This is a genomic window from Mangrovitalea sediminis (assembly GCF_002514725.1).
Lineage (GTDB): Bacteria > Pseudomonadota > Gammaproteobacteria > Pseudomonadales > Oleiphilaceae > Mangrovitalea > Mangrovitalea sediminis.
This window is the reverse complement of the sequence record NZ_NTLB01000001.1, coordinates 307,660-323,238: the sequence shown is the minus strand read 5'-3', so window position 1 is coordinate 323,238 and position 15,579 is coordinate 307,660. Positions and strand designations below refer to the sequence as shown.

Here is a 15,579-nt window from a genome sequence, read left to right as displayed (position 1 = left end):
CATCCTCTGGCTCGTTAGAGCAGCAGGATGGGTTAGCTTGCTGTGCCTGTTGGCGATAAATGCTGCCTGGGGCGCGGCAGACTCCACCGTGTATCTGGCATCCACGCCCTGGCCACCTTATTCGGGGGCCTCGCAACCGGATGGCGGAGCGACGACCGAGCTGATTCGAGAAGCCTTTGCAGCCGTCGGGCGCAAGGTGGTGGTCAATTTCTATCCCTGGCGCCGGACGATGTTCATGGCGCGTCAGAACCCTCAAACCGATGGTTTCTATCCTGCCTACTACAGTAGCGCGCGGGCGCAGGAATTTCTGGTATCGGCGCCAATCGCCGTCAGCCTGGTGGGGTTCGCGGAGCGGAGCGACGCTCCTGTCAAATGGCAGTCATTGTCGGACCTTGCGCCCTACCGACTGGCGGTGGTCGACGGCTATTACAACCCAGGTGGGCTGGACGCCATGATTGCCCATGGTGTCATCAAGACCGACACCGTGCGCGACGACGCCCTGGCACTGGGTATCCTGGGAGCCGGCCGTGTCCGGTTGGCGGTGGTGGGGCGTAATGTCATGAATTACCTATTGCGGACAGACCCTACACTCCGGCGCTATAGGGCCAGTATTGACTTCAATCCCCATGTTCTTGCCACCTTGACCGTACACCTGATGTTTCGAAAAACGCCGCGAGGACGGGTGTTACAGCAAGACTTCGCCCGGGGCCTTCATATGATCGATCAGCAGGCCATCATGAAGCGGTATATTCCTGGCTATCTCACCGAGCTACCCGTGCCGCCCACCGCGCGCTGACGGCCATCTTTCAAGTTTTGCAGGATTTTATCATTGGGTGCGGCGCTGCTTGCTATGGTTCTTGCGTGACCTATCCATTTCCGCTGAGGAACCCGGTGAGCGACATGCGTCGTCAGATACTGCGTTATGGAACCATGACCCTGTTTGTTGTTGATGGCGGCCCTGAAGTGGGCGGCGCCCCGGTTTCGCGTTATGAGCTGGAGGTCGATGGGCAAGGTGTTGTGGCGACGTTTCTCAGCCTTGAGGAAGCGTCGATCTATCTGGAGCTGATGGCGGAGGACGATGCCGCAGGGCCAATGTCCGGCCCGACGGCGTTTAAGCCTCCGCCCTGTTTCGGGCGTTGCTCTTGATCAGCGTGTTGGGCAGGGTAAATTGACCGGCTCCCAGTGTGGTGGGACCGACTTGCCGGGCATCTGTCCCGCGGCGGGGCGAATCGCCCGATAGAAGTGTCCCTGAAAACTCACCAGGCTGCCGATGATATAGGAATCCGTAAACGACCAGCGGGTGACCTGTTTGCAGACCTTCCCGGTCAAGGGCTTGTCCTGCTTATCCAGGCCCAGCGCATGCTCCAGCATGTTGACCGGCTGCTTTTCCTGCGCAGACTGCGCTTTCAGCCGTTGTTCCTGTTCCCGGCGCGCCTGGTCGGTGTTGGCCGGTAGCGGCGTCGGCACTGCCGCGGGTGCGATGGCTTTCGGCGGCATCGACTTCATACCATTTTTCGGCTCAGCGGCGCTGGACGCAGTCGCCTGCGCAGGTGCCGCTTCCTGTGCCGGACAGTGCGGCGGCGCCTTGACCTCCTCCCAGGCAAACATATTGGTGCCTCCCGGCTCGTTGCCGGACTGCCAAAGCCGCGACTTGAACCAGTGTCCCTGATAATGAACGATGATTCCTGGCCCGAAATACTCGGCGGGTACCCATTTGGGGGTCTGTTCCTGGCACTGTGCATGGTCGTCGGCGGCGAGTACGGTCTGGCTCAAGGCCAGTGTCAGGAGAAGGCAGCAACGTGCCAGCAATGTCTGCATGTCGTGTTCCGGTTTGGGGCTGAAGCCGTACTGTTTCACCTGTCTGGGTGTTTTGGCAACCTCCGATGTGGCATCGTGGCAGGGCGTAGTCTGGGGGCGTAACCTTCTCAGGGCAATGCGGGCTTTTGCGCGATGGTTGTTTTTGGGGTATACCAGTGCAGGCCCCGCGAGGGGACGTTTTCGGTGATAGGGGGTGTTCAGGTGCCGGGCTGAAGGATTTTGCCCGCTGGCAACCACCCGACCAGATAGCGACCGTCTGGACTCCTGATAGCCGCTCGGTCCAATAACAAAAGCAAGTGGCGCTATACGATGACCGCAGTAACCCAATCGATTCTCGTCGTCGACGACGACCGTGAGATTCGCGAACTCCTGCAGGAATATCTCAGCCGTGCCGGCTATCACGTGCGCACCGCGGCTGACGGTGACGAGCTGCGTCGCGAACTGGACGAATGCCTCCCCGACCTGTTGATCCTGGACATCATGTTACCTGGCGATGACGGTTTTGTACTGTGTCGCCGCGTCCGCGAACACTCGTCGGTCCCCATCATCATGCTAACGGCCAGCTCTGACGAGGCGGACAAGGTGATCGGCCTGGAGCTGGGTGCCGACGATTACATCGCCAAACCCTTCAGTCCCCGCGAGTTACAGGCGCGGGTGAAGGCACTGCTGAGGCGCTCACAACTGACGCAGCAGGGATTCAATCGCTATATCCGGGTGGCAGAATGGCGACTCGACACCCAGACCCACGAGCTGATCCACAATGACGGCCACCGGGTGGCCCTCTCCGGCGCTGACTTCGCCCTGCTCAAACTGTTTCTCGACCATCCGATGGAAGTGCTGGATCGGGATACCATTTCCGGCGTTACCCGCGGCCGTGAGTCTGTGCCCCTGGATAGGGTCGTGGATGTGGCGGTCAGTCGCCTGCGCCAGCGTTTGGGCGACAACGGCAAAAGCCCCCGTTTGATAAAAACGGTTCGGGGAGCCGGTTATGTCCTTATCGCCAGCGTCAGTCACGACCATGACCCTCTCTGATCCGACGAAGAAGGGGCTGCGCCGCTGGCTGCCGAATTCCCTCATGACCCGTATGCTGCTGCTGACGCTGTTGGCGGTGGGGCTGGCGCAAGGGCTTTCCAGCGCTATCTGGGTGGGTACCTTTCGCGCCCATGAGATGGAAGGCTTGATGAACTCCACCCGCAACCTGGCCTATTCGGTTGCGGCAACCGTGCGGTTCTTTACGTCGCTGCCGCACCAGTACCGCGACATTGTGCTGGACCAGTTGCGCAACATGGGGGGCTCGCGATTCTTCGTTTCGCTCAATGACCACGAAATCGTCATGAAGCCTTTGCCCGACAGCGAGCGTAAGCAACTGGTGCTGGGTGAGATCAGGCAGGTGTTGGATCAGCGGTTGGGGCGGCGACACGAGCTTAAGGTGGAATTCGTATCGCCGGAGAACGTGCGCATCCTCAACAGCCAGATTCCCCTGTCAGGATTGCCCCATTCGTGGGCCCGCTATGCCCTGACCCTGGAGCCGATCAATCCACCGGTGCTGGTGACGCAGATCCGCATCGGCAAGAACGAATGGTTCTATCTCGCCGCCATGCTGCCGGCGCCTTATGTCTCACTGGAAGACCAAACCCTGCCGCGTCAGCAGATCGTGTTCATTGCCGTGATGACCCTGATCCTGCTGCCGTTTATCGTCCTGCTTGTGCGCCGCCAGACCCGCCCCCTGAAGGAACTGGCATTGGCGGCCAGCGAACTGCCGCTCAATGAACACAAACCTCCGCTGACGGAGCAGGGGAGTTCGGAAATCGTGGCGGTCACCCGCGCCTTCAATCTCATGCGTACCCGTATCCAGCGTTACCTAAGTGATCGGGAGCAACTGTTCAGCGCCATCTCTCATGACCTCAAAACCCCCATCACCCGCTTGCGCCTGCGCACGGAATTGCTGGAAGACGATCAGATGCGAGCCAAGTTCGAGCAGGATCTTGGCGAGCTGGAACTCCTGGTCAAGGGGGCGCTGCAATGCATGAAAGACACGGATATCCATGAGAACGTCGAACCCATCGACATATACCAGCTCCTGTCCCATATCACCGAGCCCTATCGTGGCGAAGCGGCCCAGGTATCCCTGGCCGGTCATGCACTCAAGCCCTATCGGGGTAAACCCTTGGCCATGAAGCGCTGCCTGGGCAATTTGTTGGACAACGCCGTGAAGTATGGCGAGTCCGTCACGATCACGATCCAGGACTCTCCCGATCAACTGACCCTCGTCTTTGACGATCGAGGTCCCGGTATTCCGCATCAGCAACTGGAGCAGATTTTTGATCCTTTTTATCGCCTGGCCCCGCAGAAGGAGGGTTTTGGGTTGGGATTGGGGATTGCGCGGGATATCGCCCGGGCCCATGGGGGGGAACTGACCCTGTCCAATCGTCCGGAGGGGGGATTAAGGATGCTCCTGGAGCTGCCCCGGCAGCCTTAGCCCTTTAACTTCAAGCCCTCTGGCGGACAGGGGGCCGCAACCACGGTGCTTTTTCCTGGGTCCGTGCATTCCCTCCCGCAAGCGTAACAGGCTCGTTACATTTGGCTTGCCCTTTGATACCTACGGGAAGTACCTACTGCCATAAACTGGAAATGTCAGACAACCCCGGAAAAGGGTGTGTCGTCCGACAGGCTTTACCCAACCTGGTGACTACAGTTTTTCGGAAAATAAAAACAAGGGAATAACTATGAAAATGCTGAAACGCTCCGCAGCGGCGCTTGCACTGTGCTGCGCGGCCTCCATGGCGCAAGCCAAAGGTACCGTTGAAGTCCTGCACTGGTGGACCTCGGGTGGCGAAGCCCGCGCTGTTGGCGTGCTCAAGAACATGCTTGAGCAGGAAGGGTATCATTGGAAAGATTTTGCTGTTGCTGGCGGGGGTGGTTCCGCTGCAATGACTGTACTCAAAACCCGCGCCGTATCCGGCAATCCTCCCGCCGCCGCCCAAATTAAAGGTCCCAGCATTCAGGAATGGGCCAAGCTCGGTTTTCTGACCAATCTCGACCCGGTTGCCAAGAAAGAGCACTGGAATCAGGAATTGCCGCCTCTGGTGCAAAAGATCATGCAGTACAAGGGGCATTACGTGGCCGTGCCGGCCAACGTGCACCGGGTGAACTGGCTCTGGGTCAACCCCGAAGTGTTCAAGAAAGCGGATGCCCAAATTCCCCATACCTGGCCGGAATTCTTCGCTGCCGCCAAGAAAATCAAAGCAGCCGGTTTCATTCCGCTGGCCCATGGTGGCAACCCCTGGGGCGACACGACATTGTTTGAAGCTGTCGCACTCTCCCAGTTGGGACCGGATGACTACCGCAAGGCGTTCGTAGACCTGGATCAGAACGTGCTGGAAGGGCCCAAGATGGTAGAAGCCTTCACCATCTTCAAGAAAATCCATGATGACATCGACTCCAACTCCCCCGGCCGTCAATGGAACATGGCGACTCATATGGTCATCAATGGCAAAGCCGCCATGCAGATCATGGGCGACTGGGCGAAAGGCGAGTTTACCGCCGCTGGCAAGGTCCCGGGCAAAGACTACGAGTGTCTGCCGGCACCCGGTACCCAGGGCGATTTCTCTCTGAATATCGACTCTCTGGCGATGTTCCAGCTCAAGGACAAGGCGGACATCAAGGCTCAGGATGCGTTGGCAGCCCTGATGCTTCAACCCAAGTTCCAGCGTGTGTTCAATATGGCCAAGGGCTCCATTCCGGTGCGTACGGACCTGAGCATGAAGTCGTTTGATGCCTGCGCCCAAGCCTCCATGAAGGCCTTCAAGGCCGCTTCCAAAGATGGCCGCCTGGTGCCGAGCTTCTCACAAAGCATGGCTGACAGTGATGCTGTCCTCGGCCAGATCACTGACGTGGTCACCAACTTCTTCAACGATCCTGGCGCCGATCCCAAGAAAGCGGCCCATCAACTTGCCGTGGCGGTGAAATCCGCTCAGTTGTAGGCCGTAGTCCTGGCACCCGGCTCCAGCAGCCGGCGTGCCAGGGTTGAGGGAGGTTTCCATGTCAACTCAAATCGGAGTGCTGTCTGTGCCCGCCAAACGCCCGGCCAGCCGCGTGATCAATCTTATCCAAGCCTGGCTTCCCAAGCTGGTGCTGGCGCCAAGCCTGGCTCTCGTCCTGGTCGGCGTATACGGATACATGATTTGGACGGCGGTTCTCTCATTCACCAATTCCAGCTTCATGCCCAGTTTCCGCTTTGTGGGATTTGCCCAGTATGCGCGGTTGATAGCCAATGACCGCTGGCACACCGCCTGTATCAACCTGGTGATCTTTGGGGTGCTGTTCATTGGTGTGTGTCTGGCGCTGGGGATTTTCCTGGCCATCTTCCTGGATCAGAAAATCCGCCAGGAGGGCTTTATCCGCACCGTCTATCTCTACCCGATGGCGCTGTCGCTGATCGTGACCGGTACCGTCTGGCGCTGGATTCTCAATCCCGGCCTGGGATTGGAGAAACTGATGCACGACTGGGGCTGGACCTCGTTCCATTTCGATTGGCTGGTGCGTTCGCACCTGTCCGTCTATACCCTGGTCATTGCTGCCGTCTGGCAATCCTCGGGCTTCGTGATGGCGTTGTTCCTGGCCGGACTGCGGGGGATCGATCCGTCCATCATCAAGGCTGCACGCGTCGACGGCGCACGACTGCCCACGATATACCTGCGCATCATCCTGCCCTGTATGCGGCCGGTGTTTTTCAGCGCGATCATGATCCTGGCACATCTCTCCATCAAGAGCTTCGACTTGGTCAAAGTGATGACCGCCGGCGGCCCCGGCTACTCGTCCGACCTGCCGGCCCTGTTCATGTATGACATGAGCTTTACCCGAGGTCAGTTAGGCCTGGGGGCGGCGAGCGCCATCATGATGCTGGGGGCGATTCTGGCCCTGTTGGTGCCCTATCTCTACTCGGAATTGCGGAGTAAGCGCCATGACTGAGATGGTTCGTAAACCGTTCAGCTTCAACCGCGTTCTTATCTACACGGTGCTACTTACGGCCGCCGCGGTGTACCTGGTGCCGTTGGTGGTGATGTTGCTGACCAGCTTCAAGACCCTGGGCGATATCAGCAGCGGTAACCTCATGGCGCTGCCAACCCACTGGACGATGCATGCCTGGCATAAAGCCTGGTCCACCGCCTGCACGGGTGTCTCCTGCGAGGGTGTGCATCACTTCTTCTGGAACTCGTTCAAGATGGCGATTCCGGCCGTACTGATTTCCACCGGTATCGGCGCCTTCAACGGTTACGTTTTTTCCAAATGGCGTTTCCGGGGCTCCGACCTGATTTTCAGCATGATGCTGTTCGGCTGCTTCATTCCGTTCCAGGTGATCCTGCTGCCGATGGCGGCAACATTGGGCAAGATGGGACTGGCCAACACCACCGCGGGTCTGGTCGTTGTGCACGTGACCTACGGGGTCGCCTTCACCACGCTGTTTTTCCGTAACTACTATGTCGGCGTGCCAGATGCGCTGGTTAAGGCCGCCCGACTCGATGGCGCGGGTTTTTTCACCATTTTCTTCCGCATCATGCTGCCGATGTCCGTGCCCATTTTCATGGTCTGCATCATCTGGCAGTTCACCCAGATCTGGAATGACTTCCTGTTCGGCGTGGTGTTTGCCAGCGGTGACAGCCAGCCCATCACAGTGGGACTGAACAACCTGGTCAATACCGGGACCGGGGTGAAGGAATACAACGTCAATATGGCCGCCGCGCTGATTGCCGCGCTGCCGACCCTGGTGGTCTATGTGCTGGCCGGCAAGTACTTCATTCGGGGCCTGACCGCCGGGTCGGTCAAGGGCTAATTTCTCGAGGTAACAGAACATGTCAAGACTCGAACTGCGAGCCATCCGTAAAACCTACGGTAAGGCCGAACGGGAAACGCTTAAGGGTATCGACATCGATATCAACTCCGGTGAGTTCCTGATTCTGGTCGGGCCATCCGGTTGCGGCAAATCGACCCTGATGAACGCGATTGCCGGCCTGGAAGATATTAGCCAGGGCGCTATCGTCATCGATGGTACCGACGTGACGACTCTGGAACCGCGTGACCGCGATATCGCCATGGTGTTCCAGTCATACGCGCTCTATCCCACGATGACCGTCCGGGAAAACATCGCGTTTGGCCTGCGTATCCGTCGTCAGCCGAAAGAAGAGATCGATCAGGAAGTACAGCGCGTTGCCAAGTTGCTACAGATCGAACCCTTGCTGGACCGCAAACCGTCACAGCTCTCCGGTGGCCAGCAACAGCGTGTGGCCATGGGCCGCGCCCTGGCGCGTCGTCCCAAGATCTACCTGTTCGATGAGCCGCTTTCGAACCTCGACGCCAAGCTGCGGGTGGAGATGCGCACCGAGATCAAGCGTCTTCACCGCCGCCTGCGCACGACCATCGTGTACGTAACGCACGATCAGATCGAAGCCATGACCCTGGCTGACCGCATCGCGGTTATGAAGGATGGTGAACTGCAGCAACTGGGTACGCCAAAAGAAGTCTACGAGACCCCGGCCAACCTGTTCGTGGCCAGCTTCATTGGATCGCCGGCGATGAACTTTATTCCGGTCACGGTGCAAAAAGGGGATCGGGGGCTGCATGCGATGGTGAAGAGCGACAGCGGCGAAACCATCGACCTGCCGTTACCGCTGGCGCTGTCGGCCTACGAAAACAAGGAAATTATCCTGGGTGTCCGGCCGGAGCACATCACGCAGATCCAGGCCCATAAGGAGGGGCAACCGCTGGTGGCCCGGGGTAGGCTGACCATCGAAGTCACCGAGCCGACAGGGCCGGACGTCATCGCCCTGGTCAACATCAACGGTATTCCCGTGCATTGCCGCATCGACCCGGATCATCCGGTCGATCCAGGCGACGTCGCCGAGCTGATGTTCGACATGTCCAAAACCTCCTATTTCGACCCTGCCACTGAGCAACGTATTACGCTGTAACCCGTTGACCGGTGCCGCCGTTCCTGGCGGCACCATCTCTCCCTTCAGTGTCCCGGTGGCGCATCCTAGCCCTCCAATAGCCGCTGCGGCGCTATTGTCATCGGCGCTGAACGTTGATATGCGCCAGTTGTCGGTTATCATTCCGGAATAACGTTAACAAGGCCCGGCAGTCGCTGGGTGGCGTTAATTGTTGGTGCATGGAGGCAGGTCTTAACTGAAAGGAAGCTGCTTGTGTAAAGCAATCGAGTAAGAAATCGACTGCCTTGATTTGCCATTGCCCTGACGTTTGCAGCCTGCGCTCAAGCGCCAGGCGGGCGGTAAGGATCAAGCTGAGACCCTGATGGAACCTGAATCGAAACTGCGTACCATCAAAGCGATCCACACTTTGGTGTGGGCTGTCTTTGCGGCTTCCATACTGGCTATTCCAGTCTTCGCGTTCATCGGGGACTTGGCGATGGCGTGGCGCCTGACCGGATTCGTGCTCCTTGAGGTCGTCGTGCTCGTCGTCAACCGGATGAGGTGTCCACTCACCGACGTTGCGGGGCGTTATACGGCCAATCGCCAGGACAACTTCGATATCTACCTGCCGCTGTGGCTTGCGCGCCATAACAAGGCAGTGTTCGGTGGACTTTATGGCGCGGGGATTGTGTACACCCTATGGGAGTCTGTTCATGCCGTCACCTAACCAAAGAGGCGGCAATATGACTAAGCGCGACCGGGGCCGGACGCGCTAGGCCCGGCGTGAACCTGGGTCTTGTGATGCTCATTTTGGTCGCTCGCCGCTTCCACCTGTCTCAGCGTCTCAGCGGCGGGAGTAATGACATTACCTGATGCGCAACCGACAGCAGCTGCCAGTCACTGCCTGAAGGCAATCCCAGCATCAGGGCTGCGGGCGCTTTTCCCAGGCCGGCTGTAGGCAGCGAAATCGCACAGGCATCGGCCAGATTGAGCAGGCTGGTGTTGCGCAGCATCATGGCGTTGATAGGGTCAAAATCGGCTTCAGCTTCGGCAATGGTGGGGGCCGGTATCATGAGCGTCGGCGCGACCAGCGCGTCGAAGCCTGACATCTGGCGATTGAAGTGCGCGATGACCTCATCCCGGCGGGAATAGGCCTGGGCGACATCCGTCTCACTCAGGGTTTCTCCGTAGCGAAGGCGTTTGAGTACCCTCGGATCGCCGACCTTTTCCAGTCGCTCCAGGTCTTCGCCGTAGATCCGGAGTGCCTCGGCGGCGACCAGTATCCGGTTGAGCGGCGCCGCTTCCGTCAGAAAGCCGAGGTCCAGGGGGATCAGTTCGTGGCCGGCTGAGGTCAGCACGTCGCAGAGTCGGTCGAATTCCGTCTGGATGTCGGGATGGAGATCGTTGGTGAGGGCGTTTTGAGGCAGCGCCAGCCGAAATTTCCTGGCCGGCCCCGGGAAACCGGTCGGTGCCGGCTGACCTGCGATCACTTCGAATATCCGAACGACCGTTGCAAGGTCGCGCGCCAAAGGGCCTGCCGTATCGAAGCTGGGCGCCAGCGGATGAATGCCGTCGGTGGGCACGGCGTTGCGACTGGGCTTGAATCCGACTAGGCCATTGACGGCGGCAGGGATGCGGATTGAACCGCCCGTATCGGTGCCCAGAGCGGCGTCGACGATGTTCAGGGCCACGGTCAGGGCGCCACCGGATGTGGAGCCGCCTGGAACCCGGCTTTCATCGAACAGGTTGCCTGGTGTTCCATAATGGGGATTCAGGCCCACGCCGGAATAGGCGAATTCGCTGAGGGTGGTGCGACCGAAAGGTACGGCGCCTGCGCGTTTGATGCGGGTGATCACTTCGGCATCCGTGGTTGCCGGTGGGCGATCGCTTAGCAGGCGGGAGGCTGCCGTGGTGGTAATGCCGGCCTCGTCATAGAGATCTTTCACCGAAATCAGAAGCCCCGCCAGCGGGGGCGGCGTGGTTGAGGCCGCAACCCGTGTTTCGGCCGCCTGCGCCAGCTCGATGATGCGTGACGGATCGAATTCGGTGAAGATTCGGTGTGCCCGGTCGCCCAGTTGGGCAACCCTGGCGATGGCATCATGTGCGGTGTCTACGATTTTGCCCATGCTCAGTTTCCTTAGCCCGATCAGAAGTCCCGTTCCCGTCAAGCGACGACCGGCAGTTCGAAAATGCGATATTCGTGCGATATCGTCCTGCCTTTGACGGGGTCCCTGAGTTCCATCCGGAACGTCTGGGCGGGTCTGACGCCACCTTTTGCGCCGAGTGTGCCGCACAGCATGGCGGCCGCGGTGTCCTGTCCGGCCGCCTGCTCAAGCCCCGCGCCTGCAATCAGGTCTGTCAGCGGACGAATGGCCGACAGGGAACCTTCCTGATAGAGCACCCAGTCTGCCGAGCCCGCTTCCTGTATCCAGGAGCGCATCTCTATGGACTCCAGATGGTCTGCCACCTCGTCGAAGTGCCACAGTCTGTCGGCAACTGGCTTGAGACAGACCTGCTTCGATAGGGCGACCGAGTGGCTTTCCAGGTCCCGGTCAGTGTGATCCGAAGCGAGACCGAGATAAAGATGTCCCCCGTTGGCGAGCACCAGGGGTTCGACCTCACCGGAACTGGACCCGCCGACCACCTCGATTTCCGGCGCCTGGCTCAGGATGCCGCTGGATACCCGGTAGTAGAGCGGCACGCTGGACGGGGGTGTCACGCCCAGGGCAGCCAGTTCGTCAATATGATGTTGAATCGCGAGTGCGTCGCGGCCTGTCCAGCCGGCCACTGTGCAATGATGGATATCAACGGCAAGGGACGTTTCATCGATGGCGAATTGCAGTTTCATAGAGCTCCGTAGGTTGCTAGCCTGGCTGTGGGGCCTCGCCTGCGGAACGGTGAGTGATCGTTCGGCGGGCAGGGCGACCGAGGGTTAGAGGTGTCCGGGCAGATAGAGGGCCAGGTTCGGTGCTGCCACCAGCAGTGCCACCATGGCCAGCATGACCAGTACGAATGGAATGGTGCCCAGCATAACGTCCGTCATGCTGCCCGATTTGCGTGCACCCTGGACCACGTAGAGGTTAAGGCCCACGGGTGGTGTAATCAGGGCCATTTCGATCATCACGATCAACAGGATGCCGAACCAGACCTTGTCGAAGCCCAGGCCGGTGATGATCGGCACGATGATCGGGATGGTGGCGACCATCAGCGACAGCGTTTCGATAAAAAAGCCCAGCACGATATAGAGCAGGATGATGACCCCCAGAGTGCCGAACTTGCCAAGGTGCAAGCCGGTGATGATGTGGGTCAGTTCCCGGCCCAGCCCGGCGGAGGTCAGGGTGAAGTTGAGGAAGTACGCACCCATGATGACCAGCATGATCATCGAGGTGATACGCACCGTGCCGGTGAGACTCTGGTTGAACATGTCCAGGGAAACGCCACCGTTGGCCCAGGCTATCAGCAGGGCGATAACCACGCCGATGGCTGCCGATTCGGTGGGCGTGGCCCAGCCGGCGTAGATGGAGCCGATGACGACCATAAACAGGAAGAAGATCGGCGCCAGTTGTATCAGGCTCGCGAAGCGCTCACTCCAGCTGAAAGAACGGCTCGAACCGCCCAGCGATGGCTTGATCGTGCACAGCACCACGGTCACCGCGATAAAGGCTGCAGCCATCAACAGCCCAGGCAGGAGACCAGCCAGAAACAGTCGTGGTATCGATGTTTGGGTGAGGAACCCGTAGACGATCAGGTTGATCGAGGGCGGAATCATGATGCCCAGGGTGCCACCGGCGGCGATGGCACCGGAGAACAGTTTGGGATCGTAACCCAGTTTCTCGGCCTGGGGCAGGGCGACGGTGGCCACGGTTGCCGCGGTCGCAACCGACGAGCCTGAGGTGGCGGAAAACATGGTGGCAGTGCCGATATTGGCATGGATCAATCCACCGGGCAGCCAGGAAAACCATTTGTCCAGCGCGTTGTAGGTGCGTGCGGCGATCCCTCCGCGCACCAGGATCTCGCCCAGCAGTACAAAGAAGGGAATGGCGATCAGCGTGGACGAATTGGAGGATGACCAAACCACCTGACCCAGGGCCCGGACCAGGGGGAAGAATGAATAGAAGTGGCTGATCCCGAAGCCCAGCAGAAACAGCACGATACCAACAGGGATCGATAATGCCAGCAAGCCCAGCAGCGAAAGCGTCAGCGTTGGGATCATAGCTCCAACTCCATCTCGGTGCGGGCGCCGACCAGACTATCCGCTTGGCGCAGGTCACCTTTCATCATCAGTACGACGGTCAACAGCACCAACAGGCTGGAACTCAGTGCGAACCAGACCCATCCCGCAAACCAGATGCTTTGGGGTATCCACAGCGGTGTGGCCAGGGAGGTATTGGCCAGGGCGTGATGGGCAATGGTCTTCTGGAGGACCGGCCAGGCCTCGAAGGCAATTACGATGGCCGTACCGGCCAGCGCCACGATGGCAATCAGATCCAGGATAGCCTTGCCTAACGGCCGCAAGCGGACGCGGATCAGATCGATGCGGACGTGAGCCAACTCCGTCAGCGTATAGGACACACCCCAACTGGCGATGCCTGCCATGACGTAGCCGGAGATTTCATCCGAGCCGCCGAAGGATATGCCGAGCTGACGCAGGCTGATATCGATGAGTATCAGCGCCACACAAGCGATCAGTGCCAGCCCGACCAGCAGGGCGATGAAACGGTTGATACGCCGTAAACCGGCAATCACTGAAATGATCACGGGTGAAGTCCTCCGCCAGTGAGCAGGGCTCGGAGCCCGAGGGCTCCGGCGCTATTGTCATCAGTTCAGTGGGACCTGAACGCCGACGGTTTTGCCAACGGTTTGGTTCCAGCGGGCTACCCACTTCTTGTCGGTCTGTTTGGCCCATTCGGGAAGTACCTTTTGCACCAGAATCCGATGTGCCTTATCGAGGTCGGCCTGGGTCACTTTGACCAGTTTCATGTGGGCGGGTTTCCCTGCGGAGCAGTTGCCGTTGCCGGTGAGGCAGGCAATGTTGTTCTTGAGGGCGCCGGCGGCGTTGTTCCAGGCGGGGTTCTCGAACTGGCTTTTGATCTTCGTGGTGATCAGGTTCTGGGTCTTCGGCGAGAGACTCTTCCAGGTGTTCATGTTCATGGCGGTAATGACCGGGTCCCAGCCGCCCAATGGAATGGGGTACAGGCTGTCTGAGACTTCGTACCATCCGGCGCTATAGCCGGAACCTGCGCCGGTTACCGCACAGTCGATCACGCCGCGCTGCAGGGCTCCTGGAACTTCAGAGAATGAAATGTTGACGCCGGTCGCTCCCAGGGCTTCGAGGAAATCCGTGGTCATCCGGCCGGAGCCGCGAACTTTCTTGCCTTTCAGGTCCGCAAGGGAGTTGATATTGCCTTTACAGAAAACCACCTGTGGCGGATAGGGGGCGATGGCCAGCAGCTTCGCATTGAACCGCTGCTTCATGATGTCCGCCACCATGGGGCGGGCTGCATTAACCATGGCTCGTGCCTGCTTGGCCGTGGTGGCGACCAGCGGGACGTCCAGGCCCTGAAGCTCTGGGGCGTCTCCGACGGCGTAATCGGAAACGGTCATGCCCACGTCAAAGACACCGTCGCTGAGCATACGCAAAACGTCGCTGCCCTTGATTCCCATCTGATCGAAGGTGGTCATCTTGACGTTGATAGCGCCGCCGGAATCGGCTGGCAGGTCCTTGGTCCAGAAAGGAACTTCAAATTGCTTGTGCAGCGGTAGACTGCTCCAACTGCCAACCACGGACAGGTCCTTGGCTTGTGCTGTCGACGCAAGGACGGCAGCTCCCAGTGACACTGCCGCCAGTAATCCAGTTAATGCCCTTTTCATTGTGCTGTCCTCCGGTTATTGCCTGTTAGTATTTTTTGGTCTTGCCGGTTCCTACTGCACGCTGGGTGTGATCGAGAATTCGGCCGCTTCGGCCGGAACATCGGTCACCAGCATCATGCCCGGTTCGTGACTGATGGCCAGGTCCGCCCGGGCGTTGCGGATAGCCACCTGCGGCGTAACTCCGCAGGCCCAGAAAACCGGGATATCGCCGTCTTCGATCAAAGGGGGGTCACCGAAATCCGGTTTGGAGAGGTCCCTGATACCAATTGCCCCAGGGTCGCCAATATGCAGAGGCGCACCATGGGCGAGACGGTAGCGGTCGGAATAGAGAATCGCCTTGATGGCGTCCGAAGGCTTGAATGCGCGCATGGAAACCACGGTCGGTCCCTGGAAACGGCCGGCGGCGGCAGTCGGAATCGTGGTTTCGTACATGGGTACATTGCGGCCGCCGTCGATATGGCGTACCGGCACACCGGCCCGTTGAATCGCATCTTCGAACGTGAAGGAACAGCCGAGTACGAAAGTCACCAGATCGTCACGCCAGAGATTCTTGAGATCCCTGACGCTGTCCACGTGCTGTCCGTCGCGGAATATCCGGTATCCGGGCAGGTCGGTGCGAATATCCAGGTCTCGGCCCAATGTGGGAATGTAAGGGGATCCTGGCTCGGAAATGCCTATCAGTGGGCAGGGTTTGGGGTTTCGGACACAGAACTGCAGGAACTCGTCGGCAAAGGCGTGCGGGAGGATAGCGAGGTTACCCTGCAGATACCCTGCGGCATGGCCGGTTGTCGGCCCCCTGAAGTCACCGACGCGGATGGCATGACGCAGTGCCTGCGGAGAGGTGTAAGGGACCTGACCATGAAGGCCCCCGGTCTTGCTGCCTGGCTCGCTTTCGGCATGCATGGGATGGATTCCTGTTTTTCGTCTACTCCTAGATTGAAAAAACAGAATGATCTTGTCAAGG

Annotated in this window: 16 protein-coding genes; 9 read left to right on the top strand and 7 right to left on the bottom strand. The window is 59.3% G+C overall.

What is annotated here, in order from left to right; translation table 11 throughout:
- The first annotated feature begins 37 nt into the window (after positions 1-37).
- A complete protein-coding gene (locus tag CLR77_RS01570) occupies positions 38-796 on the top strand; it encodes a substrate-binding periplasmic protein (protein WP_158227096.1) in 759 nt (252 codons plus the stop codon).
- 104 nt (positions 797-900) lie between these two features.
- The gene (locus tag CLR77_RS01565; protein ID WP_097458831.1) at positions 901-1,146 is read left to right on the top strand and encodes a hypothetical protein; all 246 of its coding nucleotides are present in this window, start codon (positions 901-903) and stop codon (positions 1,144-1,146) included.
- On the opposite strand, the gene CLR77_RS01560 is transcribed toward CLR77_RS01565, so the two are convergent.
- Positions 1,147-1,818, bottom strand: coding sequence for a hypothetical protein (locus tag CLR77_RS01560; RefSeq protein ID WP_097458830.1), 672 nt, complete (start codon positions 1,816-1,818; stop codon positions 1,147-1,149).
- Positions 1,819-2,127: 309 nt separating this feature from the next.
- Between CLR77_RS01560 and CLR77_RS01555 the strand changes: the two genes are divergently transcribed.
- The 7 genes from CLR77_RS01555 (at position 2,128) to CLR77_RS01525 (ending at position 9,471) form a co-directional block, all read left to right on the top strand.
- Positions 2,128-2,850 carry a response regulator gene (locus CLR77_RS01555; protein ID WP_097458829.1) on the top strand — a complete coding sequence of 241 codons (723 nt, stop codon included), beginning with the start codon at positions 2,128-2,130 and terminating at the stop codon, positions 2,848-2,850.
- Positions 2,837-4,297, top strand: a complete 1,461-nt coding sequence (locus tag CLR77_RS01550; RefSeq protein ID WP_097458828.1) for an ATP-binding protein — start codon at positions 2,837-2,839, stop codon at positions 4,295-4,297. The genes CLR77_RS01555 and CLR77_RS01550 overlap by 14 nt, the downstream gene beginning before the upstream one ends.
- A gap of 247 nt (positions 4,298-4,544) precedes the next feature.
- Positions 4,545-5,801 (top strand): ABC transporter substrate-binding protein, encoded by a 1,257-nt coding sequence (locus CLR77_RS01545; protein ID WP_097458827.1) that lies wholly within the window; start codon positions 4,545-4,547, stop codon positions 5,799-5,801.
- 58 nt (positions 5,802-5,859) lie between these two features.
- Positions 5,860-6,789 carry a carbohydrate ABC transporter permease gene (locus CLR77_RS01540; protein WP_097458826.1) on the top strand — a complete coding sequence of 310 codons (930 nt, stop codon included), beginning with the start codon at positions 5,860-5,862 and terminating at the stop codon, positions 6,787-6,789.
- Complete coding sequence (locus tag CLR77_RS01535; RefSeq protein WP_097458825.1) at positions 6,782-7,651, top strand: carbohydrate ABC transporter permease; 870 nt, start codon at positions 6,782-6,784, stop codon at positions 7,649-7,651. Before CLR77_RS01540 ends, CLR77_RS01535 begins: the two co-directional genes overlap by 8 nt.
- Positions 7,652-7,670: 19 nt before the next feature.
- On the top strand, positions 7,671-8,786 hold the full coding sequence (locus tag CLR77_RS01530) for an ABC transporter ATP-binding protein (protein ID WP_097458824.1): 1,116 nt from the start codon (positions 7,671-7,673) through the stop codon (positions 8,784-8,786).
- 340 nt (positions 8,787-9,126) lie between these two features.
- The gene (locus tag CLR77_RS01525) at positions 9,127-9,471 is read left to right on the top strand and encodes a hypothetical protein (RefSeq protein ID WP_097459640.1); all 345 of its coding nucleotides are present in this window, start codon (positions 9,127-9,129) and stop codon (positions 9,469-9,471) included.
- A 109-nt stretch (positions 9,472-9,580) separates the two neighbouring features.
- Here CLR77_RS01525 and CLR77_RS01520 read toward each other — a convergent pair whose 3' ends face one another.
- From CLR77_RS01520 to CLR77_RS01495, 6 genes are all read right to left on the bottom strand, one after another.
- Positions 9,581-10,870 carry an amidase gene (locus CLR77_RS01520; RefSeq protein WP_097458823.1) on the bottom strand — a complete coding sequence of 430 codons (1,290 nt, stop codon included), beginning with the start codon at positions 10,868-10,870 and terminating at the stop codon, positions 9,581-9,583.
- A 38-nt stretch (positions 10,871-10,908) separates the two neighbouring features.
- A complete protein-coding gene (locus CLR77_RS01515; protein WP_097458822.1) occupies positions 10,909-11,592 on the bottom strand; it encodes a DUF2848 domain-containing protein in 684 nt (227 codons plus the stop codon).
- Positions 11,593-11,676: 84 nt separating this feature from the next.
- Positions 11,677-12,957, bottom strand: a complete 1,281-nt coding sequence (locus tag CLR77_RS01510; RefSeq protein WP_097458821.1) for a TRAP transporter large permease — start codon at positions 12,955-12,957, stop codon at positions 11,677-11,679.
- Positions 12,954-13,502, bottom strand: coding sequence for a TRAP transporter small permease subunit (locus CLR77_RS01505; protein WP_198962636.1), 549 nt, complete (start codon positions 13,500-13,502; stop codon positions 12,954-12,956). Before CLR77_RS01505 ends, CLR77_RS01510 begins: the two co-directional genes overlap by 4 nt.
- A 60-nt stretch (positions 13,503-13,562) precedes the next feature.
- Positions 13,563-14,615 carry a TRAP transporter substrate-binding protein gene (locus tag CLR77_RS01500; RefSeq protein WP_097458820.1) on the bottom strand — a complete coding sequence of 351 codons (1,053 nt, stop codon included), beginning with the start codon at positions 14,613-14,615 and terminating at the stop codon, positions 13,563-13,565.
- A 51-nt stretch (positions 14,616-14,666) separates the two neighbouring features.
- Positions 14,667-15,518, bottom strand: a complete 852-nt coding sequence (locus tag CLR77_RS01495) for a putative hydro-lyase (RefSeq protein ID WP_097458819.1) — start codon at positions 15,516-15,518, stop codon at positions 14,667-14,669.
- Positions 15,519-15,579 lie beyond the last annotated feature (61 nt).